We start from the raw sequence: 20777 nt of genomic DNA, 5'->3' as shown, positions 1-20777 counted from the left end.
GAATTCCCGGCGGACGCACACCGATTTCGGGAGCGAGGCGGAGACGAGACTCCGCGTCGAACGAAATCGCAGAAGCGAGCCCGCGGGGACTGAGCGAACGCGAAGCGTTCGCGAGGGTCGGCGGGCTCGGCGACTGAGGAGCGAAGCGACGAAAGAGACGAGCCCGCGGGGATTTGAACTCGATGCCAGACCTCACTCCGTTCGGTCTGCCGTAGTTCAAATCCCCGACGACGCACACCGATTTCAGGAGAAACGCGGAGACGAGACTCCGCGTCGAACGAAATCGCAGAAGCGAGCCCGCGGGGATTTGAACCCCGGACAACTTGGTCCGGAACCAAGCACTCTGTCCACTGAGCTACGGGCCCTCGTATCGATATATCGCGGTCTCGTCCTTAACGGTTATGAGACGCGGAGAGAAACGGAGCGTCCGGGACGGTCAGGGCTGCTCGCCGGTTTCGAGCGTGAAGTCGTCGATCGGGTACGCGACGCAGGTCAGGCAGTAGCCGTCGTCCATGTCGTCGTCGAACAGCGCCTCGTTGTGTTCGTGCTGGATGTAGTCCAGCGCAGGGCCGTCCTGAATCTGCCCGGCACAGGAGACGCACTGGCCCTGTCGGCAGGCATAGGGCAGGTCCCACCCTTCCTCTTCGCCGACGTCGAGGATGTTCTCGTTGTTGGCGATCTCGATGGTCTCGCCTTCCTTGGCGAACTCGACCTCGTAGTACTCGACCTCGTCGTCCGGGATCGCCTCGGGGTCGAAGCCCTCCGCTTCCTCGTCGCCGTCCTCACCCTCTTCGAGCTCGGCACCGCCCTCGCCGGCGGGGATCGCGCCCGCGGCCCCGCCGCCGATGGAGCGGTTCATGGGTTCGGGGAAGTCGGTCTCGGGCACCGCCGCCGCTCGCCGTTCGAGGACCTCCTGAGAGATGTCCGCCGGCGGCTCCCAGCCCGTCCCGCGAGCGTAGTGGATCGCGACGACGATGAGCGTCAACCCGGCCCCGAGTGCGACACTCGTTAGGTTGGCCATGTATCTGGCTTTGAAGCGCCCGTATAATTAGGTGACGCTTCATTCCGGGACAGCGACCGGGCAGCGGGCCCGAACGTGTTCAATCGTCGAGTGGATTCACTCCCGCTGCTCACGGGTCGCGTTCGCTCTCCGCTCGCAATTCCGAGACGCTCACTTCGTTCGCGTCTCGCTACTCGCGCCGCGGCACCTCGTGGCGACCGAACCCGTACCGGAGCCGATTGGCCAGCCGCCGCGAGAACCGGCCGGGACCCTCGCCGCCCGACGAGCGCGAGTCGAAACGCTCGGCGAGCGCCTGGTAGATGAGCGGCACCGGCACCTCCTGTTCGAGCGCCTCCTGGACCGTCCAGGTACCCGTCGACCCGCCCTCGACGCGGTCGGCGACGGTCCCGAGGTGGTTGCCCTCCTCGCCGAACGCCTCCTCGCAGAGTTCGAGCAGCCACGAGCGGATGACCGCGCCGTTGTTCCACGTTCGCGCGACCGATTCCAGGTCGAGGTCGTAGCGGCCGTTCGCGAGCAGTTCGAACCCCTCGCCGTAGGTCTGCATCAGCGCGTACTCGACGCCGTTGTGGACCATCTTGACGTAGTGTCCCGATCCCGCGGGCCCCATCCGGTCGTGGCCCTCCGGCCCCGTCGCGACGGCGTCGAAGACCGGCACGAGTTCCTCGTAGGCCCACTCGGGTCCGCCGACCATCAGCGAGAACCCTTCCTCGGCGCTGGCGGGCCCGCCGGAGGTGCCGCAGTCGAGATAGGCGGCGTCGGTCGACTCGGCGCGGCGGACCGAGTCCTCGAAGTAGGAGTTGCCGCCGTCGACGACGACGTCGTCGCCGTCGAGGTGGGATTCGAGGTCGTCGAGTGCGGCGTCGACGGCCCCTCCGGCGGGGACCATCAGCCAGATCCGCTTGTCGTCGCCGAGCGCCTCAGCGAGGTCGACGACCGACTCGGCCGGCGTCGCGCCCGCGTCGGCGGCCGTCGCGACCGCTTCCTCGTCGAGGTCGAAAGCCACCACGTCGTGGCCCGCCTCCAGCGAGCGGTCGACGACGATCTGCCCCATCCGTCCGAGTCCGATGACGCCTAGTTGCATACTCGCCGACTCTCCGGGCGCGCAAGTAGGGGTTGTGGTTCGCGTCCGGCACTTCGAGTCCGCCGAACAGCCGTTTCAGTCTCGCACGGCGACGATCCCGGCGAACGGCGGGTGATTTGATGGGGAGCGCATCGCTCGTGACGGTGCGTTTCGTATAGCGCATTGCCGTTTACGGACCCGATCACTCGCCGGTGGCGACGTCGGTCTGCCGTCGGGCCGCTTCGACGGTGTTGTTGTGGAGCATCACGCGAGTCATCGGGCCGACGCCGCCGGGAACGGGCGCGAAGTAGTCGGCCTTCGGCGCCACGCTCTCGGCGTCCACGTCGCCGACGAGTTCGTATCCCCGCTCGGTGTCTGCCGGAACCCGGCCGATCCCCACGTCGATCACCGTCGTCCCTTCGCTGACCATCGAACCATCCAGAAATCCGGGGCTGTCCACGGCGACGACGAGGACGTCAGCGTCCCGAATTTTCGCGACGAGGTCCGCCGTCCGGGAGTGACAGACCGTCAGCGTCGCATCTCCGCCGTCGCCTCGCTGGGTCAGCAGCGCCGCCAGCGGTTTGCCGACGATCATCGACCGGTTCACCACGACCACGTCCGCGCCCGCGATGCCGATCCCGTACTCGGCGAGGAGCCGCTGGATCCCCAGCGGCGTGCAGGGGACGAACCGCGGTTCGCCCGCGACGAGCCGGCCGACGTTCTCGGGATGGAGCCCGTCCACGTCTTTCTCGGGGTCGATGCGGCGGACGGCCGCCTGCCAGTCGACGTGGTCGGGCACGTCGTCCTGGATCAAGATTCCGTGGACGGTCGGGTCGGCGTTGAGATCCGCGAGGACGTCGTGGAGCGTCGAGGCGGGCGCGTCGGGATCGAGGTCGACGTGCGTCCCGTCGATGCCGAGTTCGGCGCAGTCGCGCTGTTTCAACTCGACGTACGACTCGGCGGCTGGATCGTCGCCCATGTGGACGGTCGCCAGTCCGGGCCGGACGCCCGCGTCCGCGAGTCGTTCGACGGACCCTCGCAGGTCCTCCCGGAGTCGAGCGGCCAGCGCGTCGCCGTCGAGGATCGTCGCCATGGAGGAACCCGGCGGTCACCCGGCGGTAAGTACTCCGGTGCGGGAAATCCGGAATCGACACTGTGTCGATTTTCGCGACAGTGACGGAGCGGTCGGTCTCGCGCCGAAGTTACGGCGCTCGATCGGACCGCGCCTGGTCGCGGCCCCGCGATTCGGTATATCGGTATGGCGTTGACAGCGTCAGACGCAGGGGAGACTGCGAGGCACGAGAGGGCGGGAAAACAACGGATCGGCGGCTCGAAGGACAGAAATCGGACTCAGCGGTGAGCGTCGGCGCCGGCGTCGTCGTGGAGCGGTCGGAGCGGCGTGATCTGCGGGCCCAGGTCGGTCTGGGTGACGGTCGCTTCGATGCCGAACACGTCGGCGAGCATCTCTTTGGTGACGACCTCCTCGGGGCTGCCGCGGCCCTGAACGGTGCCGTCCTTGAGCGCGAGCATGTGGTCGGCGAGGCGGGCGGCCTGCTGGAGGTCGTGGAGGACGACGACGACGGTCTTGTCGCTCTCGTCGCGGAGCGTCTCGACGATCTCCATCACTTCCAGCTGGTGGTGCATGTCGAGGAACGTCGTCGGTTCGTCGAGCAGGAGCACGTCCGTCTCCTGGGCGAGGATCATGGCGATCCAGACGAGCTGTTTCTGCCCGCCGCTGAGACTGCCGACGTCGCGGTCGCGGATGTGACCGACGCCCGCGAGGTCGATGGCGCGGTCGATGGCCGCGCGGTCCTCGTCGGTGAGCCCGTCGAAAAAGCCCCGATGCGGGTACCGACCGTGCGAGACGAGCTTCTCGACGGTGATGCTCTCGGGGGCGACGTTCTCCTGGGAGAGCAGCCCGAGCCGTCGCGCGAGGTCCTTCGAGTCCATTGACTCGACCTCGCTGCCGTCGAGGAGAACCGAGCCGGCGTCGGGGGCGAGCTGGTCGGCCATCCCCTTCAGGAGGGTGCTCTTCCCGCTGCCGTTGGGGCCCACGAGGGCGGTGACCTCCCCGGGCGGAGCGACGAGCGTCTCGCCGTCGACGACCGGCGCTTCGGAGGTCGGGTAGCCGACGACGAGCTCCTCGGCGGAAAACGGCGTCCCGTCGCCGGACGCGGCCACCGCCGGGTCGGTGAGGGCGGTCTGCACGTCCTGGGACTCGTCGCACTCGCTGTGGACGTCTTCGTCGGGGCGGTGCTCGATGGGGGTGGGGTCGCTCTTGCTCATATCTCTCCGAGTTGCTCCTGTTTGCGCATCAGGTAGAGGAAGTACGGGCCGCCGATCAGGCCCGTGACGATGCCGACGGGCATCTGCCCGCTCCCGCCGATAACGACTGGGATCGCGAGGCGCGCGCCCACGTCCGCGGCGACCAGCAGGGCGGGGCCCGCGAACAGGCAGCCGACGATGAGCCGCTTGTAGTCGCTGCCGACCACGTTGCGGACGACGTGGGGGACGATGAGGCCGACGAAGCCGACGATGCCGGCGACGGCGATGCTCGCGGCCGCGGCGAGCACGCCCACCACCGAGAGGGCGAAGCGCATCCGCTCGACGTTCATGCCGAGCGACGACGCGGTCCGCTCGCCCAGCAGGAGGACGTTCAGCTGACGGGCGCCGACGAGCGCGAGGAACATCGCGATGATCGTCCACGGGAGCGCGGTGCGGACCTGCTCCCAGTCGGTACCGGTCAGCGACCCGGTCGTCCACGCGATGGCCGACTGGACGACGCCGATGTTGTCGGCGAAGAAGAACAGGCCGGTCTGCATGCTCTGGAAGACGGTACCGACGATGACGCCGGCGAGGACGAGCCGGACGGGCGAGGTGCCGCCCTTCCAGGCGATGGCGTAGACGAGCACGAACGCGGCCATCCCGCCCAGGGCGGCGATGAGCGGGAGCACGGCCGCCATCGCCGGGAAGACGACGAGCGTCAGGAGGATGAGCAGGCCCGCGCCCGAGGAGACGCCGAGGATGAACGGGCTCGCGAGCTCGTTCCGGGTGACCGCCTGGAAGATGGCGCCGGAGACGGCGAGGTTCATCCCGACGATCATCGCGACGAACACCCGCGGCAGGCGGATGTTCCAGACGATGAGCGTCGTCGTCGACAGTTCCGGGAGCGCGCCCTCGAAGCCGGTGACCGTCCGCATCAGTCCCTCGCCGAGCAGGAAGTTGAGCAGCCAGTGGGGGTTCAGTAGCACCGCCGGGTCGAGTACCGACTGCCACGCCTGGGTGATGGACATCGTGTACGACCCGAAGCTCACCTGCACGAGCCCGGCCGCGACGGCGATAGCCAGACTCCCGAGACACAGCGAAACCAGGTTTCTGTCGATCCAGGCGAGGCGGGAGCTCTCGCCCGCGGCCCTCCCCGTGCTCGACGCGACGTCCTCGGCCATCTGATTGTTTTAGGTTTGCCTAAACACCGACTTAGTAATTCCGGTTCGAGAACGGCTGGCGGATCGGAGCGGCGGGCGTTATTCGCCGGAATCGGCGCGTTCAGCCTCGATCTCGGCGGCGCGTTCGAGGACGAGGTCCTCGTCGAGGTGGTCGAGCAGGCGGCTGTGAGCCCGCTCGGTCAGGTCGGCGACCTCCTCGGCGCTCCGGTGGGTCGCGAACGCCCGGTCGATGTACGCCTCGCGCAGTTCGGCGAGTCGTTCCTCGTTCGCGTCGTGGTCGTCGGGGACGCGCTCATCGAACCACGCCTCCCAGCGCTCGCGGTCGCCCCAGTCGCCCTCGAACTCGCTGTCCGGGCGGAGCCAGTCGTAGTGGCGAGCGAGTTCCCGAGGATACCCGCGATCCACCCGTCGGTCTTCGAGGAGCGTCCGGGCGGCGTGGGCGCCGCGCCCGGCGGCGACGACTGCCTGGACGTCCCGCTGACCGGAGGGTGAGGCGACGTACAGCCCCTCGACCTCCGTCCGACCGTCCTCCTCGGCGTAGTCCGGGTCGAAGTGTTCGTGTTCCTCGCCGTCGTGCTCGTGCGTCTCGAACATCTCGTCGCCGCCGAGCGGGCGGAGGTACTCCCCGTCGTACCGGGTCGCCGCGACGACGCGCTTCGCGGTGACGCTCCTGCCGTCCTGCGTCTCGACGACGAAGCGGGCGTCGGTTCCGGCGTCGTCGGCATCCACGTCGTCCGCGTCGCCGTCGCGAGCGTCACCGTCGTCCGCCCGCTGGACCGATTCGACGAGGTCGTCGACGATCGTGCAGCCAGATTCGCCCGCGTGGTCGCGGAGCAGTCCCTGGAAGGTCTCGACGTCGATTCCAGCCGGGAACCCGGGGTAGTTGCCCAGGAACGCACAGCGGTCCAGCGACGCCGAGCCGCGGTCGAAGACGGCCGTGTCGAGACCGTACCGGGCGAGGAAGACGCCGGCCGCCGCGCCCGCCGGTCCGCAACCGACGACGACGGCGTCGTAACGGTCCGAGTCGTCGGCGCTGCCGGACGCGTCGCCGCCCTCAGTCCTCCCCGTGTCGTCGCCGGCGTCGCTCATCTACAGGTCCCCGTTGACGATCTCGGCGACCCGCTCGCGGTCGAATAACTCCGCGTCGGCGCCGTAGAGCTGGTTCGCGGTGCGTTCGGTCAGGACCATGTTGGTGATAGGCCCCTGGTAGAGGCCGCCGGCGCGATAGACGTCGCCGTTCCGGACGGCCGTCAGCGCGCTCGCCGTGTCGTGGTCTTCGAGGAACGAGACGACCGTGTCCTCGAACTTTCCGCCGCCCATCGCCTCGTACCCTCGGAGCATGAGCACGTCGGGGTCGACCTCCAGCAGCGTCTCGAGGTCGATGGCCGCGCGCGAGCCGTGGAAGTCCTTGATGTCCGTGCTGGCCAGGGCGTCGCGCACCTGCAGGTCGCGGAAGTGCTTGAAACCGGTCCCGTCACCGATGATGTAGGGGTAGTACTCCTCGGGTTCGTTCCCGACGCCCCAGAGGACGGCCACTTCGGGTCGCTCGCCCTGGTTCGGGACGTGCGGCGCGAGGTTGGACTGGAAGTCGTCGTGAACCGCCTCGAAGGCCTCGTAGCGGTCGGTCCGATCGAACACCTGCGCGAGCTTCTCGAATCCTTCCAGCAGGGAGTAGTAGCGGTAGTCGGAGTGCCAGGGGTAGTGCTGTGCGTAGATGCAGTTGCCGAAGATCGGCGCGATCTCCTCGCGGATCTCCGCCACGTCCTGCTCCTCCCAGTTCTGGAACCGGTTCATCAGGAAGTTGGGGTCGAAGACGTGCACGTCGGCGTCGAGCTCGTAGAATATCTCCTTGTCGACGCCGCCGTCCTGGTAGAGCGAGACCATGTCGCTCTTGTCGACGCTGACGCCGGGAATGTCGTCGTAGTACTGGGTGTGAAAGCGGCCCGAGAGCCACACGCCTTCCGGCGGTTCGAGCCCGAGGGCGATCCCCATATCGGCCCACGACCCGTTGTTGGCGACCCACGTCTCGGGGACCGACTCGAACTCGACGCTGCCCATCGGTTCGATCGAGACGGAGTAGGGCGTCTCGACCGACGACTGGGGGGTCGCGGTCTCCGTCGCCTCGGGCGCGTCCGTCGGCGTCGCGGTCGGTTCGTCAGTGGACGTCGCGGTCGGAGCGTCGGTGTCGCCGCCCGACCCCGCGTCGTCGGTACAGCCCGCCAGCAGGCCGCTGGCTGCGATTCCGGCGCCGAGTGTCAGGAACTGTCGTCGAGACCGCTCGTTCTGGTCGTCGTCCATGCTGTTTAGGCTCGCCTAATTCCTTAAATCCGTTTCGAACTTTAGGCACCCCTAAATAGTATCCGTGAGGAACTATCCCGAACGAATAGGCACGATACGTGCCAGTCCCGGCAGCGGTCACGCCACCGTTTTGGCCGTGGCAGCCGACTTCCGGGCATGGACAGCCGCATACGCGAGCACGCCGAGACGCTGGTCGACTGGAGCGCGCGGATAGAAGCGGGAGACGACGTGGTCGTAAGCGTCGACGAGGGCGCCCACGACCTCGCGGTCGCCGTCGCCGAAGCGCTGGGCGACCGCGGCGCGAACGTGACGACCGTCTACAGCTCCGAGGAAGTCCAACGCGCCTATCTCCGCGCACACGACGGCGAGTTCGACGAGGACCCAATACACGAATTATCGCTATACGAAAACGCCGACAGCGTGCTCTCGCTGGGCGGCGGGCGAAACACCGCGGCGTCCGCCGACGTGCCCGGCGATCGGACCCAGCGCTACGGGCGAGCGCGCCAGGAGATCAGAGAGGCACGCCTCGCGACCGACTGGGTCTCGACCGTCCACCCGACGCGCGCGCTCGCCCAGCAGGCGGGCATGGCCTACGAGGAGTACGCCGACTTCGTCTACGACGCCACGCTCCGCGACTGGGAGTCCCTCGCCGAGGAGATGGGACAGCTGAAAGCGATCCTCGACGACGGTGAAGAGGTCCGCATCGTCAACGAGGGGACCGACCTGACGCTGTTCATCGACGGCCGGACGGCCGTGAACTCCGCCGCGAGCGTCGCCTACGACTCGCACAACCTGCCGTCGGGCGAGGTGTTCACCGCGCCGTACGACACCGCCGGCGTCGTCACCTTCGACGTGCCCATGACGATCCGCGGTCGAGACGTGCGCGACGTGAAGCTGACGTTCAAAGACGGCGTCGTCGTCGACTGGGAGGCCGCGCAGGGCGAGGACGTGATCGACGAGGTCATCCAGACCGACGGGGGATCCCGCCAGTTGGGCGAACTGGGAATCGGGATGAACCGGGGCATCGATCGCCCGACGGGACGGATCCTCTTCGACGAGAAGATGGCCGGGACCGTCCACCTGGCGCTCGGCCGGGCCTACGACGCGAACCTGCCCGAGGGCGAGTCCGGCAACGACTCGGCGGTCCACGTCGACCTCATCACCGACATGACCGGCGACTCGCGGCTAGAAGTCGACGGCGAAGTCGTCCAGCGCGACGGCGTCTTCCGGTGGGAGGAGAGCGAGGGCCGAACGGAGTGAGGCCCTCGGATACTGAACGGTGAGCGAAGCGAACCGTGAAGCGGGAGGTCCGAGCGAAGCGAGGCGCGACTGACTGGAGCGCCTCGGAATTTCGAGCGGTGACCGACGGGAACCGCGAGCGAAGCGAGGACCTCCGAGACCGAACGGCGAACGCAGTGAGCCGTGAGGAAGAAAGCGAGGACCGAACGGAGTGAGACCCTCGGATACTGAACGGTGAGCGAAGCGAACCGTGGGGACGGCTTCGAGGCGTAACCCCGACGGACGTCTGCCCCACGCTTTTGACGCGAGCGTCCCTCACGGCCAGGTATGACAGACCTGACGGCGTTCGTCGACGGCATCGTCCACGAGCCGACCCAGACCGAGGGTCGCGGCCTGGACCTGACTGTCACCGAGATCTACTCGGTCACGACGCCGGGGCGCGTCGACTTCGGCGGTGGCGAACTCGAAGCCGCGGACCTCGAGCCCCACGACCGGCAGTACCGGAACGAGGACGACGACTACCAGTGGTGGCACCTCGACGCGGGACAGTATCTGGTCGAGTACAACGAGTCGCTGGCGCTCCCGGACGACCTGGTCGCGACAGTCCAGACGCGCGACGAACTGCTGGCGCGCGGTGCGTTCCACCCGACGCTCCGGGTGCGCGACCTCGACCGCGTGCCGTTGTCGGTCGGCGGCGCCGGACTCCGACTCAAGGAGAACGCTCGCGTCTCGACCGTCGTCGGCGTCGATCGGGCGTAGCGCGGCGGTCTCAGTCCCGGTCCCGCTGGTCCGCGAGGCGGTGGACCCCGTCAGCGATGGCTTCGAGCGCAGCGAGGAGCCGCCACAGGAAGTACGCGCCCGCGACGACCAGTCCAGGGAAGAGTCCGAGCAGCGCCGATCCCTGGACGAAGACGGCGTACGCCAGCACGACCGCGTAGACGGGCACGAGACCGACGAGTACCACCCGATGCGGGGCTGGAGGGGGCCACCCTGACATAGCCGCCCGTTCGATCGGGCGTGTCAAGGGTTTTGGGTCGGGTCGTGAATGGCCGACCACCGTCTTCTTCAACGCTCGCCGTGCAGGTCGAGCCGAGAGCCGACATGGCGACGGCCAGACCCGCTAAAGCGGACGAACTCGATGAACTGCTCGACCTGTATCGGATGCTCAATCCCGACGACCCGGAACTCGACCCCCACAACGTGGACGGCCAGTGGGAGGAGATGGTGGCCGACGAGGACCTCGACGTGGTCGTCGTCGAACACGACGACCGGCTCGTCGCGACCTGCGTCCTCTCGGTGACGAAGAACCTGAGCCGAGGCGCTCGACCGTTCGCGCTGATCGAGAACGTCGTGACCCACGAGGACTATCGCGGCGAAGGCTTCGGAACCCAGTGCGTCGAGGCCGCTATCGACCGGGCGAGAGCGCGCGAGTGCTACAAGGTGATGCTGCTGACCGGGTCCGACACGGAGTGGAAACACAAGTTCTACGAGGACTGCGGGTTCAACCGGGACGCGAAAACGGGGTTCACGCTGGATCTGCGATAACGTCCGCGGGGCGGTCGGGCGGGCGTGGGGGTGCTCCCACTCGTTCGACGGGCGGTGCGATCCGACGCGGCGTTCCGACGGGCTTTTGAACGCGCGCTGATTGCGGACTTATATGGCAGATTTCACCGTCGCCGTCTCCGACCCGGAGGACGGCCACACGTACCAGGTCGAGATCGACGGACAGGACGCGAACCGATTCATCGGCCGAGAGATCGGCGAGGAAGTCGACGGGGGGAGCGTCGGCCTCTCGGGCTACACGCTCGAGATCACCGGCGGCTCCGACGAGACCGGCCGACCGATGCGCGACGACGTGCGCGGCACGGAACTCAAGCAGATCATGCTCGAAGGCGGCACGGGCTACGAGCCCACCCGCGACGGCGAGCGAAAACGCGTGACCGTCCGCGGCCGCGAGGTCGGCGAGGCGACCCGCCAGATCAACGCCCGGATCGCCGAGCGCGGCGGCGAGGACCCCGCGGACCTGCTCGGCGACGAGGAGTAACACGCCCGCTCCGGACGAGACGTCTGTACGGTCTCTCTTTTCGTCGAGCGCGCGGTTTCCCGAGTCGTTACCCGAGAGCTCTGCGCCCTCACAGCACGGCGTCGACGGCTGCGAACGCACCGTAACTCACGCCGAGCGCGAGAACGAGCGAGCCGACCCACGCGGCGACGGTCTTGAGCATCTTCTCGCGGCTGACGGCGCTGTTGCCGGCGGCGTACCCGCTGCCGACGATGGCCGAGACGATGATCTCGTTGAACGAGACGGGGATACCGAAGAAGACGGCGGTCTGGGCGATGGCGAACGAGGGGATGAGCGCGGCGATCGAGCGGCGGGGGCCGAGCGAGGAGTAGTCCTGGGAGATCGCCTTGATCATCCGCGGCGCGCCGGTCCACGACCCGATCAGGAGGCCGAGACCGCCGCCGATCAGAACCGCGATGATCGGCAGGTCGAACGGGTCGAGCAGGGGAACCAGCGGTCCGATCGCGAGGCCGACCTGGCTGCCGCCGGCGGAGAAGGCGACGAGGCCGCCGAGGACGAGCAGGAAGTGGCGCTGCCCGCGGTCGCCGTTCTCGCGGATGTCCCACCAGAGGGCGGCCGCGGCGAGAGCTGCGAGCGCGAGCGAGACGAGGGCGAGCACGGCGAGCGACGGACCGCCGATCGCGGTCGCCATCGAGGCGGCGATCGACGACTGCTCGCCGGCCGGTCCGAGGAAGACGAACTCGACGTTGGCGAGGATAATGCCGACGACGCCGCCCAGCGCGGGGACGGCGAGGCGCTCGGGCACGCCCTCGCTCCGGAGGAAGCGAGCGGTCGCGTAGGCGATGCCGCCGCCGACGAACGGGACGGCGAGCCACAGCGCGGCGATCTGGCGGTACTTGGCCCAGGCGGGGTCGCCGCCCAGGGCGAGGCCGACACCGACGACGGCGCCGGTGACGGTGAACGCGGTCGCGATCGGATAGCCGGCGAAGACGCCTAACGCGACGAGGATCGCGGCGGTCGTGAGCCCCACCACGGCAGCGACCGGCGAGAGCGTGACGCCGCGGATGAGTTCCTGGCCGACCGCCTCGGTGACGTTGGCGCCCTGGAACACGGCGCCCGCGAGGCCGAGGATGCCGACGACGAACCCGGCCCGCATCACGGAGATCGCGTTGGCGCCGACGGCGGGCGCGAACGGCGTCGACCCCGACGATCCCGCGCCGATCGCCCACGCCATGAACAGACTCGCTCCGGCGGCTACCAGCAGTATCGCCAGCGATGCCATCTGGAGACGGCTAACGGTGGTTCGTATAATAGCCTGCCGACTGCGGCGACCGAGCGATCTGCTCGGCCGACGCCCCGGTCAGGTCGTCTCGGCGTCGGCCTCGGAGTCGGGTTCAGGCGCTTCTACGCCCTCGGCGGCCTCGACCGCCTCGGTCGCCTTCTCGGTGTCGACGTGCCAGCGGTCGACGGCCGACTCGTAGTCGGCCAGCTTGTTCGAGACCTTGATCTTCAGGTCGTCGTCGTTGACGTTGATCTCGAAGACGTACTCCGGACGGCCGTCGCCGTTGACCCGCTGGAGGTTCGCGCTGACGAGTTCGTTGTCGAAGTAGTACGGTGCGATCTGGGTCATCACGTTCCGATAGACGGCGTCCTCGACCTTGCGGACCGCCTTGCGGCCGGCGGAGTCGGCCGCGCGGGCGACGTAGTCCAGCGACTCACCCCACTTGTCGACGGCCTCGTCGGTGTCCTCCTCTTCGAGGCGCTCGTAGGACTCCGTGAGCTTCTCGCCGGCGGTCTGGAGGTCCTCGTCGGGGTCCTTGCCGGCCTTCTCGCCCTCGCCTTCCTGGACGCTGGCCTGGTCGGCCGTCTTCTCGTTGACGTCCTCGTCGAGTCGCTCGTGGCTCTTGGGCCGCCACTCGTCGAACTCGTCGAGGGCGGCCAGCGACACGTCGTCCTCGCCGTCGTCGCGCAGATCCTTCAGCGCGCGGACGATGCGCTCGCCGTGTTCGACGGCGTCGACCCAGCCACCGCGGGTCTTGAACCCTGAGACGCTCTCTTCCATTATCGTCCGTAGGTGAGCCGCGTCGCGACCTCGTCTATCTTTCGCTTGGCGCGGCCGACCAGGATCTGTGGTTTCGCGACGGTGCGCAGCTCCCGCTCTGGGACCTCGATGCGCGCGCCGCCGAACGGGTCGCGGTCGTCCCCCGCGTCGTCGCCCTCGCTGGTCGCCGCGACGACGCTGGTCATGCTACAACGACCGCACGCCTCTGTCTCTTTCGGAGCCATCGATTCGTGCCGGTGTTGGCTCTCGGCGCGGTTAAAGTTTACACCACCATCTTTTTCGCTGGGGGGTCGCCAGAGGCGACCCCCAGCCAAAAACATGGGTGAAAAAGGCCGGACGCGGCGGGCGCTTCGCTCCCTTGCGTCCGGTGAATCGCGCTCACTCCGTTCGCGCGAATGCTCAATATAGGCAAAGTATTTACCAAAAGGGTCGAATTTAGAATTGATGAATCGCAGACATTTCTGTCTCGGACTCACTGCTGTTCTCACAGCTACTGCGGGCTGTTCGAGCAACGGTTCTAATTCGACACCGAAACCAGATGCTGACTCTGAGACTACAACCGGTGGAACGAAGACGAGACAAAACGGAGATGCTGACCACTCAGAGGGGACAGTAACTGATTCTGGGCCGAGATCGTTCCTACCTGATTCGACGGACGAGTGGAATTTTCGTGGCATTCGCGAAAACCACGGTTCTTGGTCACCATTGGGGGCCGACGACGGTATTATTGGTCAGTACCAAGGCCCCGAGGGGACATCCTACGAGTTCGTGGTAATGGACACCCAACAGCCGTACACCGAAGGAACTGCACGGAGTTTAGCTTGTGCGGGGTGGCAGGTAGCAATAACTATCGATGGACACGCTGTCGCGGCGAGTACCGGCACGGAACAGCGGACGTTCACTCCAGAAGCGCCTCCAACCATTACCCAATCAGCAGTTCCCGAGACGGGCGACCGTGTCCGAGAATTACTGGCGCTCTCCCCTCGTCTTAAAGAAGCAGATATCGATGAAAACAGAATAAGCTGTGAATGGTAGAATACCGCTCAACAAGCAACACGAACTGAACACTATCGTCCGAACCGGCGGGGAGACGCTTTTACCGCCTGCGCTCGTTCGACCGTGATATGGGATACCACCACGTGGACGTCGACGGGATCGACCCCACGCCGGATCGGCCGAGCGTCCAGCGGTCGATATCCGACGCGGTGGGACTGGAGAACGTGGCGGTCAACCGCTACGAGGTTGCCCCGGGCGAGGCGATTCCGCTCGCCTATCACTACCACGACCACCAGGAGGAGGTGTTCTACGTGCTCTCGGGGATCCTCACCGTCGAGACGCCCGAGGGGACGCACGACGTGGGAGCCGACGAGGCCTTCGCGGTCGAACCGGACAGTCCACAGCGGGCACACGTCCCCGAGAGCGCCGACGAACAGGCGGTCGCGCTGGTGGTCGGTGCGCCGGCCGTCGACGACGTCCACCCCTACGAGGACGCATGAGCGACCGCGAAACCGCTCCGGACGCGGACACCGACGAAGAGCGGCCCCCGGATGCGACCGACGACGAAGAGCTGGCCGCGGCGGAACGCGACAGAGAGACCTCGACGGGCGGCGAGATGCCCGAAGACGTGCCGGTCTGGGAGGACGAATACCTCGACCGGGTGAGCGACCGGCTCATGCACAATTTCGACCTGGAGAAAGACCGGACGGTCGCCGGGGAGTCGTTCGCCCTGTACGGGCGGATGGAGATCGAGAGCCAGAAGCACTTCTTCCACCCGTCGCTGAACTACGCGAACCACGGCGCGACGGAACACCTGTTCGTCGCGCGCCGAGAGGGCGTGAACGTCGCCGACCTCGAAGCGGACGTCGAGTGGGCGCACGACCTCGCCGCGGAGTGGATCGACGCCGACGAGGAGCACTTCAGCACGGACGTCATCGTCGCGCTGGTCGTCCCGCGCGTGCCGGCGGACGTTCGAAAGTTCGTCTCGGGGTTCAAGAACCGGACGCTCCTGAAGTTCGGCTACTACGGTCACTACGAGGTGAACCTGGTGATCGTGGCGCCCGAGCGCGAAGAAATCGTCGCGAGTCGGACGACGGACCTGGACAGCGCGTTCGCGCTGTGGGAGTCGCCCGACGAGGGATCGACGGGACTCCTCGACAGGCTATTTTAGTCGTCGCCGGGTTCGACGCCGCCGCCACCTTCGGAGCCGACGATGGCGTCGCGGTCGAGGCCGCCGCGGGCCTCCTTGATGTTGTCGTAGCTCAACCACACGATGCCGACGATCAGGCCGACGAGCACCAGCGCGATGGCGCTCTGGAAGACGAGCGACGCGGCGCCGATGGTGCTGTCGTACTCGCCTGCCATGAGCGCCGTCGGGTTGCGGTAGACGCCGATGATCAGCAGCGCGACGACGGTCACCGCGAGCATGAAGACGAGCGGTGCGCCGGTGCTGACGAGCTGTTTCGTGTCGTCCCAGTTGGCCAGCCAGACCGTCGCGACGAGCAGCGCGAGCGCCGCGAGCGCCTGGTTGGCGCCGCCGAACAGCGGCCAGATGTTCGCCCACTGACCCGAGGCGACGAGGAAGTAGCCCGCCAGCGCGAGGATGCCCGCGTTGGCGTAGCGGTTCGTCACGGTGCGTTCGACGCTCGTCTCGGGCGCGCCGACGATCTCTTCGAGCATGTAGCGACCGAGGCGCATGGCCGTGTCCGTGCTCGTCAGCAGGAAGCTGACGAACACGAGTCCGATGAACGTCGCGGCCGCGGTGGTACCGAGCCCGAAGACGGTCAGCAGGGCGCCGCCGCCCGACGGGAACGTGACCAGCGCCGATCCGAGGCCGACGGTCGACCCGGCGACGATGACGACGGAGAGGACGGCCGTGATGCCGAGCAGCCCCTCGCCGAGCATGCCGCCGTAGCCGATGAGCCGGGCGTCGGACTCCCTGTCGAGCTGTTTGGCCGTCGTGCCCGAGGACACCAGCGAGTGGAACCCGCTGATAGTCCCGCAGGCGATCGTGACGAACAGGAACGGGAACAGCGGTCCCAGCGACCCGTGGATGAACCCGGTCCAGCCGGGCACCTGCGTCGTCAGCGACTCGACCGTGGCGGACTGGATCGGGCCCGAGAGCCCGGCGGCCTCCCAGTTGGGGACGTAGACGTTCACGTCGACCGGAGAGAACCCGAGGAGCGTGCCGGCGATCGCGGCCAGGATCATCCCGCCGACGCCGGTGTACAGCAGGCTCGACGTCAGGAAGTCACGCGGCTGGAGCAACACCCACACCGGGAGGACGCTGGCGGCGAAGGCGTAGATCACCGTCACGAACACCCACGCGGCCATGTTCGAGTCGTACGTACCGGCGAGGGGGAGCCACTCGCCGCCCTGGCCGAGCAGGACGATCGTCCCCGCGGGCAGTTCGGGCCGGGCGAAGATGGCGATCGGGTACTGGAGGCCGACCCAGACGCCGGCGAACACCATCGCGACGAACGCGACGGCGCCCGGTAGGAAGGGGAGGTCGAGCTGGTAGAGGTACACCCCGAACAGCAGCGCCAGCCCGATGTAGATCACCGACGCAGTCGCCGCCGCCGGGAACGCGTCCAGCACCAACCCGATCAGGAACGCGAACGCCGCGACGACCAGGATGATCGTCAGGTACGCGAACCACAGCAGCATGTCCTTCCCTCGCTCGCCGACGTACTGGCCGATGATGTACCCGATCGACTTCCCCTCGTGTCGCACGCTCGACGACAGCGACATGAAGTCGTGGACCGCGCCGAACAGCGGGTTCCCGACCGCGATCCAGATCAACGCCGGGATCCACCCGAACGCCGCCGCGGCCGTGATCGGCCCCGCTATCGGCGCGCCCCCGGCGATGCTGGAGTAGTGGTGCCCGAGCAAGACCGGTTTCTTCGAGGGGACGTACTCCTGTCCGTCCTCGTACTTGTGTGCCGGTGTCTCCCTGTCGTCGTCGAGTTCGACGAACCGGGCGAGGTATCTCGAATACCCGATATACCCCACCGAGAACGTCGCCAGTGCCACGATCGCGAGCCACATGACCTGTACCATGAGTTGCCACCTCACACACTATATCACGAAAGAACACTATAAAGGTTGAAGATCATTACATATAGATACTGGCCAGTAGGTCCAGTCGCGTCCGTTCAGACCTCGGGCGACGCGGCCCCAGTGTCGACGTCGAGTTCCGCGGCCACCTCGGCGAGGAGGTCGCCTTTCACCTCGCGGACGCGCGACTCGATCTCGGCGACGACGGGCTCGTCGAAGTCCTCGTGGACTCGTGCGATGCGCTCGCGCTCGGTCGCGACGCGGTCGCGGAGGTACCGGCCGCCGCGGCCCCGGTCGTCCTCGTCGGGCGCGGGCGTGACCCTGTTGACGACGAATCCCTCGACGGCGAGGTCCTGTTCGGCCATCTCCGCGACCGCCCGCTCGGTCTCGCGGACGGAGAGTTCGTCGGGGTTGAGCACGAGGAAGAAGGCCGACTCCTCGCGGAGCGTCCGCCCGGCGAACTCGAACTTCTCCTTGCGCCCCTCGAGGTGGGCGATCAGCGGGTCCTCGTCGATCTTCCGGCGCGCCTCCTTGTCGCCGATGGCGGCCTTCTCGAAGAGGTCGACGGACTTCGCGCGCTTCCTGACGAGCCGTTCGATCCACTCGCTCAGAAACTCGGGGAGCGCGAGCAGCCGCAGAGTCCCGCCGGTCGGCGAGGTGTCGAAGACGACGCGGTCGTATTCCTCGGCGGTTCGCATGACTTCGATGAATCGGTCGAACAGCGCCGCCTCGTACGCGCCGGGCGTGCGGTGGGCGAGTTCGATCTGGCGGTCGATCTCGTTGACGATGGCGGGGCTGACCTGCTCGGTCATCCGTCGCCTGATGTCCCGCATGTGCCGCTCGACCTCCTCGTCGGGGTCGATCTCCATCGCCCAGAGGTTCTCGTGGCCGTCGACGGCGGCCGGGTCGTCGCCGAACTGCTGGTCGAAGACGTCGGAGGTGCTGTGGGCCGGGTCAGTCGAGACGACGAGCGTCCGCTGGCCCGCGTTCGCGCACTTGAGCGCGTAGGCGGAGGAGACGGTCGTCTTGCCGACGCCGCCCTTGCCCCCGAAGAAGACGAACCGGTCCATCAGTGGAAGTGGTACTGCTGGCCCTTGCGTTCGAGGAGCGACCCGCGGTCCCACATCCGCCGCTCCCAGCCCTCGAACTCGTCGGCGAGGTACGGCAGGAGTTCGACCGTGTAGTACGAGACCGGGCTGGGGATGCCGAAGGCGTCGGCGAAACACGCGAAGAGGAACGTGTCCTCGACGTCCTCGGCCTCCTTCTCTATCTTCTCGAAGGAGGGGTGTTCGATCAGCCCGTGGTAGAGCCCGTGCAGCCACTCGCCGACCCACTCCCGGAACGCCTCGATGCGCCGGTGGAGCGGTCGCCCCTCGTCAGTCATGATTAATCCGTATACTCCGCGGGACGTAAATGTTTCAGCGGGCGTCGTGGCCGACCCCGACGACGGGCTCTAGCTCGACCACGCCAGCGGGCCGCGGGATCGACGCAGTCAGCGGGCGCTACGGGCCGGCTCGCCGGCCCTCGCTCGGCACGTCAGCAGGCGCACCCGGTCGACGGCGCGGACCGCTCGAAGGTCATCGCTGCCCCGCAAGTGGGACAGTCGGGCGCGTCGTCGCCGTCGACGTCCAGATCGAGCAGGCGCTCCCCGCAGTCGTGACACCAGTAGGCGCCCTCGGATTCGCGGGTGGGATCCCCGCCCCGGTTCGGATTTTGGGTCGAGGCCGCGAACAGCTCCCTGACCGTGGTGAGCACACCCATGGGCGTGTCGCCCTGCGACCGGCGAGACGAAAAATACGACCCGATCGTGCGAGTCGTTCGCACGACCGCCGGCGACTCCGGGTTGGGCGCCTCGACCGGAAATCGCGCCTATCACGGACTCAAGCGGTTATTCGAGGTCGGTCGCCAGCCGGTCGAGCGTCCGGTCGAGTTCGCCCCGGCGCTTCCAGGCGGCGACCCGGTCGGTTATCACGGCGAACGGGAGTCCGAGGCTGACGCCGGAGCGCGCGACGACGCGGGTCCCCTCGTTCTCCGGGTTCCACGAGAGGTCAGTCCACATCTCGTCGAAGGGGCCGGCGTCGCCGACCTGCTCGTAACGGATGCCGCCGTCGCGACGTTCGAATCGGAGCGAGACGCCGACCCCGCGGGCGCCCGCGGTCACGACGGTCGCCTCGTCGCGCTCGTCGACCTCGATCACGTCGAAGGTGCCCTCGTACTCGACGACGACGCCCGGTGCGAGCGCGCGACTGACCTCCGCCGGCGTGGCCGCGACGAAGTCCTCGACCGTGACTTCTCGCATCGAGCGGCCCGTCTCGTCCGCGCGGCATAAACGCTCGCCCGATCCGGCGGCTCGCCGACGCGTCGCGACCGACTCGGTGACTCGCCGGCGCGACGAACCGCCCAGCGGCCGATCCCGGCCGAAATCCTTAGGGCCGGGCGGTGCGACGGTTCAGTGACATGTGTGGGGTGGCTGTCAGCCAGCAGAGAGCGTCGCGTCGCGACCGCAGTCGAACGGAGCGGAGGGGGGAAACGAGACAATGATCGGCAGAGAGACGGACCTACCGAGCGACGACGGCGGGCGCCAGTCGCGGGGGCTGACCCGACGAGCGGCGCTCGGCGCGCTCGCGGCGCCGATGGCTGTCGGCGGCTGCCTCGGATTCGGCGGTGACGGTCGAGACACCGTCGTCCTCACCGGCGTCCAGCTCTACAACTGGACGGACGAGGCGATCGAGGTCGATCTGACGGTCTCGATCGACGGTTCGGAGGCGTTCGAGACGACGGTGGCCGTCGCCGCCGACGACACGACGGGAATCCCCCGGGACTGGTCGGGCGAACCTGCCACCTACCGTCTCCAGGCCGACGCGGTCGACGGCTCGCTCGGCGTCGACGCCGAACTCCCCGACGGCGGTTGGCGTCGCGGCCGCTGCGCCTGGGCGGAGGTCGACTTCGGCAGCGACAGGGAGGCGCGGGAAGTCGGCGGCGAGACCGACACACCCTCGGCCGGCGCGCGACTGCGGGAGGACGACGAGGGCCCCTTCGAAGACGAGTGTCCAGCGGAGTAGTCGGCGCTCGTCTCGACCACCGTATCGCCGAACGGCCCTTCAAGTGCCCGGCCCGCGTAGTTCGAGACGATGACGACAGCGATCCCGCGTGACAAGCCGATCTTACTGTTCGACGGCGTCTGCAACCTCTGTAACGGGTCGATCCAGTTCGTCATCGACCACGATCCGGAAGGGACGTTCCGCTTCGCGCCGCTGCAGTCCGAGGCCGCCGAGGCGCTGCTGGCCGACGTGGGGTTCGACGACTACGACTTCGACACGTTCGTCCTCGTCGAGGGCGACGACCACTACACGAAGTCCGAGGCCGCGTTGCGGGTGGCGCGTCGGCTGGAGTTCCCGTGGTCGCTTGCCGGCGCGTTCCGGGTCGTGCCCCGGCCCCTCCGGGACGCCGTCTACGACACCGTGGGGAGCCACCGCTACGCCGTCTTCGGGAAGAAGGCTCAGTGTATGATACCGACGCCAGAGATTCGCGAGCGGTTCGTCGAGATGGACGCGACGGGCGCCGAGTAGCCGACT

Annotated in this window: 24 protein-coding genes and 1 tRNA gene; 8 read left to right on the top strand and 17 right to left on the bottom strand. The window is 67.7% G+C overall.

Translation table 11 applies throughout. From position 1 onward, the window contains the following. Positions 1–292 precede the first annotated feature (292 nt). The 8 genes from ACMGFH_RS19860 to ACMGFH_RS19825 form a co-directional block, all read right to left on the bottom strand. Positions 293–365, bottom strand: a tRNA-Arg gene (locus tag ACMGFH_RS19860). A gap of 71 nt (positions 366–436) precedes the next feature. Continuing rightward, positions 437–1021 (bottom strand): 2Fe-2S iron-sulfur cluster-binding protein, encoded by a 585-nt coding sequence (locus tag ACMGFH_RS19855; protein ID WP_415380344.1) that lies wholly within the window; start codon positions 1019–1021, stop codon positions 437–439. 169 nt (positions 1022–1190) lie between these two features. After that, positions 1191–2102: an NADP-dependent phosphogluconate dehydrogenase gene (locus tag ACMGFH_RS19850; RefSeq protein WP_415380343.1), complete on the bottom strand. Its 912-nt coding sequence runs from the start codon at positions 2100–2102 to the stop codon at positions 1191–1193. Positions 2103–2283: 181 nt separating this feature from the next. Then, positions 2284–3174, bottom strand: a complete 891-nt coding sequence (locus ACMGFH_RS19845) for a bifunctional 5,10-methylenetetrahydrofolate dehydrogenase/5,10-methenyltetrahydrofolate cyclohydrolase (protein ID WP_415380342.1) — start codon at positions 3172–3174, stop codon at positions 2284–2286. A gap of 257 nt (positions 3175–3431) precedes the next feature. Further along, the gene (locus ACMGFH_RS19840; protein ID WP_415380341.1) at positions 3432–4367 is read right to left on the bottom strand and encodes an ABC transporter ATP-binding protein; all 936 of its coding nucleotides are present in this window, start codon (positions 4365–4367) and stop codon (positions 3432–3434) included. Then, a complete protein-coding gene (locus ACMGFH_RS19835) occupies positions 4364–5527 on the bottom strand; it encodes a FecCD family ABC transporter permease (RefSeq protein ID WP_415380340.1) in 1164 nt (387 codons plus the stop codon). Before ACMGFH_RS19835 ends, ACMGFH_RS19840 begins: the two co-directional genes overlap by 4 nt. 78 nt (positions 5528–5605) lie before the next feature. Beyond that, positions 5606–6616 (bottom strand): FAD-dependent oxidoreductase, encoded by a 1011-nt coding sequence (locus ACMGFH_RS19830; RefSeq protein WP_415380339.1) that lies wholly within the window; start codon positions 6614–6616, stop codon positions 5606–5608. After that, complete coding sequence (locus ACMGFH_RS19825; RefSeq protein WP_415380338.1) at positions 6617–7825, bottom strand: ABC transporter substrate-binding protein; 1209 nt, start codon at positions 7823–7825, stop codon at positions 6617–6619. Positions 7826–7981: 156 nt separating this feature from the next. On the opposite strand from ACMGFH_RS19825, the gene ACMGFH_RS19820 reads away from it, so the two are divergent. Both ACMGFH_RS19820 and ACMGFH_RS19815 read left to right on the top strand, forming a co-directional pair. Then, entirely contained in the window at positions 7982–9085 is a 1104-nt protein-coding gene (locus ACMGFH_RS19820; RefSeq protein ID WP_415380337.1) for an aminopeptidase, read from the top strand. A gap of 306 nt (positions 9086–9391) precedes the next feature. Further along, entirely contained in the window at positions 9392–9823 is a 432-nt protein-coding gene (locus tag ACMGFH_RS19815) for a dCTP deaminase (protein ID WP_415380336.1), read from the top strand. 10 nt (positions 9824–9833) lie between these two features. On the opposite strand, the gene ACMGFH_RS19810 is transcribed toward ACMGFH_RS19815, so the two are convergent. Further along, positions 9834–10028, bottom strand: a complete 195-nt coding sequence (locus tag ACMGFH_RS19810) for a hypothetical protein (protein ID WP_415380335.1) — start codon at positions 10026–10028, stop codon at positions 9834–9836. 137 nt (positions 10029–10165) lie between these two features. Between ACMGFH_RS19810 and ACMGFH_RS19805 the strand changes: the two genes are divergently transcribed. Together ACMGFH_RS19805 and ACMGFH_RS19800 are read left to right on the top strand one after the other, a co-directional pair. Beyond that, a complete protein-coding gene (locus ACMGFH_RS19805) occupies positions 10166–10609 on the top strand; it encodes a GNAT family N-acetyltransferase (RefSeq protein ID WP_415380334.1) in 444 nt (147 codons plus the stop codon). 112 nt (positions 10610–10721) lie between these two features. Then, on the top strand, positions 10722–11108 hold the full coding sequence (locus ACMGFH_RS19800) for a 30S ribosomal protein S6e (protein WP_415380333.1): 387 nt from the start codon (positions 10722–10724) through the stop codon (positions 11106–11108). Between the two features lie 88 nt (positions 11109–11196). Here ACMGFH_RS19800 and ACMGFH_RS19795 read toward each other — a convergent pair whose 3' ends face one another. The 3 genes from ACMGFH_RS19795 to ACMGFH_RS19785 form a co-directional block, all read right to left on the bottom strand. Then, on the bottom strand, positions 11197–12369 hold the full coding sequence (locus ACMGFH_RS19795) for an inorganic phosphate transporter (protein WP_415380332.1): 1173 nt from the start codon (positions 12367–12369) through the stop codon (positions 11197–11199). A gap of 78 nt (positions 12370–12447) precedes the next feature. Continuing rightward, positions 12448–13149 carry a DUF5828 family protein gene (locus ACMGFH_RS19790; RefSeq protein ID WP_415380331.1) on the bottom strand — a complete coding sequence of 234 codons (702 nt, stop codon included), beginning with the start codon at positions 13147–13149 and terminating at the stop codon, positions 12448–12450. Next, a complete protein-coding gene (locus ACMGFH_RS19785; RefSeq protein ID WP_415380330.1) occupies positions 13149–13334 on the bottom strand; it encodes a hypothetical protein in 186 nt (61 codons plus the stop codon). Before ACMGFH_RS19785 ends, ACMGFH_RS19790 begins: the two co-directional genes overlap by 1 nt. A gap of 939 nt (positions 13335–14273) precedes the next feature. On the opposite strand from ACMGFH_RS19785, the gene ACMGFH_RS19780 reads away from it, so the two are divergent. Together ACMGFH_RS19780 and ACMGFH_RS19775 are read left to right on the top strand one after the other, a co-directional pair. Further along, positions 14274–14645 carry a cupin domain-containing protein gene (locus tag ACMGFH_RS19780; protein WP_415380328.1) on the top strand — a complete coding sequence of 124 codons (372 nt, stop codon included), beginning with the start codon at positions 14274–14276 and terminating at the stop codon, positions 14643–14645. After that, positions 14642–15316, top strand: coding sequence for a hypothetical protein (locus ACMGFH_RS19775; RefSeq protein WP_415380326.1), 675 nt, complete (start codon positions 14642–14644; stop codon positions 15314–15316). Before ACMGFH_RS19780 ends, ACMGFH_RS19775 begins: the two co-directional genes overlap by 4 nt. Here the strand turns inward: ACMGFH_RS19775 and ACMGFH_RS19770 are convergent. The 5 genes from ACMGFH_RS19770 to ACMGFH_RS19750 all read right to left on the bottom strand — a co-directional run bounded on the left by ACMGFH_RS19770 (position 15313) and on the right by ACMGFH_RS19750 (position 19501). Beyond that, entirely contained in the window at positions 15313–17205 is a 1893-nt protein-coding gene (locus ACMGFH_RS19770) for a carbon starvation protein A (protein WP_415383284.1), read from the bottom strand. The two genes, ACMGFH_RS19775 and ACMGFH_RS19770, sit on opposite strands and share 4 nt — an antisense overlap. A gap of 95 nt (positions 17206–17300) precedes the next feature. Beyond that, positions 17301–18272 carry an ArsA family ATPase gene (locus tag ACMGFH_RS19765; protein WP_415380324.1) on the bottom strand — a complete coding sequence of 324 codons (972 nt, stop codon included), beginning with the start codon at positions 18270–18272 and terminating at the stop codon, positions 17301–17303. Continuing rightward, the gene (locus ACMGFH_RS19760; protein ID WP_415380322.1) at positions 18272–18586 is read right to left on the bottom strand and encodes a hypothetical protein; all 315 of its coding nucleotides are present in this window, start codon (positions 18584–18586) and stop codon (positions 18272–18274) included. Before ACMGFH_RS19760 ends, ACMGFH_RS19765 begins: the two co-directional genes overlap by 1 nt. 152 nt (positions 18587–18738) lie before the next feature. Then, a complete protein-coding gene (locus tag ACMGFH_RS19755; protein ID WP_415380320.1) occupies positions 18739–18963 on the bottom strand; it encodes a hypothetical protein in 225 nt (74 codons plus the stop codon). Positions 18964–19090: 127 nt separating this feature from the next. Next, positions 19091–19501, bottom strand: a complete 411-nt coding sequence (locus tag ACMGFH_RS19750) for an SRPBCC family protein (protein ID WP_415380319.1) — start codon at positions 19499–19501, stop codon at positions 19091–19093. Positions 19502–19739: 238 nt separating this feature from the next. Between ACMGFH_RS19750 and ACMGFH_RS19745 the strand changes: the two genes are divergently transcribed. Next, positions 19740–20264 carry a hypothetical protein gene (locus tag ACMGFH_RS19745; RefSeq protein ID WP_415380317.1) on the top strand — a complete coding sequence of 175 codons (525 nt, stop codon included), beginning with the start codon at positions 19740–19742 and terminating at the stop codon, positions 20262–20264. 69 nt (positions 20265–20333) lie between these two features. After that, a complete protein-coding gene (locus tag ACMGFH_RS19740) occupies positions 20334–20771 on the top strand; it encodes a thiol-disulfide oxidoreductase DCC family protein (protein WP_415380315.1) in 438 nt (145 codons plus the stop codon). The last annotated feature ends 6 nt before the right edge of the window (positions 20772–20777 follow it).

It is taken from the genome of Halosimplex rarum, from assembly GCF_047715405.1.
GTDB classification, from domain to species: Archaea; Halobacteriota; Halobacteria; order Halobacteriales; family Haloarculaceae; genus Halosimplex; species Halosimplex rarum.
This window is presented reverse-complemented; position numbering and strand designations above follow the sequence as displayed.

What these genes read in the sequence shown, in the direction of transcription:
- ACMGFH_RS19795 (WP_415380332.1), bottom strand. Translation starts at nt 12,369, where the DNA reads ATGGCATCGCTGGCGATACTGCTGGTAGCCGCCGGAGCGAGTCTGTTC.
- ACMGFH_RS19755 (WP_415380320.1), bottom strand. Translation starts at nt 18,963, where the DNA reads ATGGGTGTGCTCACCACGGTCAGGGAGCTGTTCGCGGCCTCGACCCAA.
- ACMGFH_RS19850 (WP_415380343.1), bottom strand. Translation starts at nt 2,102, where the DNA reads ATGCAACTAGGCGTCATCGGACTCGGACGGATGGGGCAGATCGTCGTC.
- ACMGFH_RS19855 (WP_415380344.1), bottom strand. Translation starts at nt 1,021, where the DNA reads ATGGCCAACCTAACGAGTGTCGCACTCGGGGCCGGGTTGACGCTCATC.
- ACMGFH_RS19830 (WP_415380339.1), bottom strand. Translation starts at nt 6,616, where the DNA reads ATGAGCGACGCCGGCGACGACACGGGGAGGACTGAGGGCGGCGACGCG.
- ACMGFH_RS19800 (WP_415380333.1), top strand. Translation starts at nt 10,722, where the DNA reads ATGGCAGATTTCACCGTCGCCGTCTCCGACCCGGAGGACGGCCACACG.
- ACMGFH_RS19790 (WP_415380331.1), bottom strand. Translation starts at nt 13,149, where the DNA reads ATGGAAGAGAGCGTCTCAGGGTTCAAGACCCGCGGTGGCTGGGTCGAC.
- ACMGFH_RS19745 (WP_415380317.1), top strand. Translation starts at nt 19,740, where the DNA reads ATGATCGGCAGAGAGACGGACCTACCGAGCGACGACGGCGGGCGCCAG.
- ACMGFH_RS19825 (WP_415380338.1), bottom strand. Translation starts at nt 7,825, where the DNA reads ATGGACGACGACCAGAACGAGCGGTCTCGACGACAGTTCCTGACACTC.
- ACMGFH_RS19760 (WP_415380322.1), bottom strand. Translation starts at nt 18,586, where the DNA reads ATGACTGACGAGGGGCGACCGCTCCACCGGCGCATCGAGGCGTTCCGG.
- ACMGFH_RS19740 (WP_415380315.1), top strand. Translation starts at nt 20,334, where the DNA reads ATGACGACAGCGATCCCGCGTGACAAGCCGATCTTACTGTTCGACGGC.
- ACMGFH_RS19785 (WP_415380330.1), bottom strand. Translation starts at nt 13,334, where the DNA reads ATGACCAGCGTCGTCGCGGCGACCAGCGAGGGCGACGACGCGGGGGAC.
- ACMGFH_RS19815 (WP_415380336.1), top strand. Translation starts at nt 9,392, where the DNA reads ATGACAGACCTGACGGCGTTCGTCGACGGCATCGTCCACGAGCCGACC.
- ACMGFH_RS19750 (WP_415380319.1), bottom strand. Translation starts at nt 19,501, where the DNA reads ATGCGAGAAGTCACGGTCGAGGACTTCGTCGCGGCCACGCCGGCGGAG.
- ACMGFH_RS19805 (WP_415380334.1), top strand. Translation starts at nt 10,166, where the DNA reads ATGGCGACGGCCAGACCCGCTAAAGCGGACGAACTCGATGAACTGCTC.
- ACMGFH_RS19765 (WP_415380324.1), bottom strand. Translation starts at nt 18,272, where the DNA reads ATGGACCGGTTCGTCTTCTTCGGGGGCAAGGGCGGCGTCGGCAAGACG.
- ACMGFH_RS19775 (WP_415380326.1), top strand. Translation starts at nt 14,642, where the DNA reads ATGAGCGACCGCGAAACCGCTCCGGACGCGGACACCGACGAAGAGCGG.
- ACMGFH_RS19835 (WP_415380340.1), bottom strand. Translation starts at nt 5,527, where the DNA reads ATGGCCGAGGACGTCGCGTCGAGCACGGGGAGGGCCGCGGGCGAGAGC.
- ACMGFH_RS19770 (WP_415383284.1), bottom strand. Translation starts at nt 17,205, where the DNA reads ATGGTACAGGTCATGTGGCTCGCGATCGTGGCACTGGCGACGTTCTCG.
- ACMGFH_RS19820 (WP_415380337.1), top strand. Translation starts at nt 7,982, where the DNA reads ATGGACAGCCGCATACGCGAGCACGCCGAGACGCTGGTCGACTGGAGC.
- ACMGFH_RS19840 (WP_415380341.1), bottom strand. Translation starts at nt 4,367, where the DNA reads ATGAGCAAGAGCGACCCCACCCCCATCGAGCACCGCCCCGACGAAGAC.
- ACMGFH_RS19845 (WP_415380342.1), bottom strand. Translation starts at nt 3,174, where the DNA reads ATGGCGACGATCCTCGACGGCGACGCGCTGGCCGCTCGACTCCGGGAG.
- ACMGFH_RS19780 (WP_415380328.1), top strand. Translation starts at nt 14,274, where the DNA reads ATGGGATACCACCACGTGGACGTCGACGGGATCGACCCCACGCCGGAT.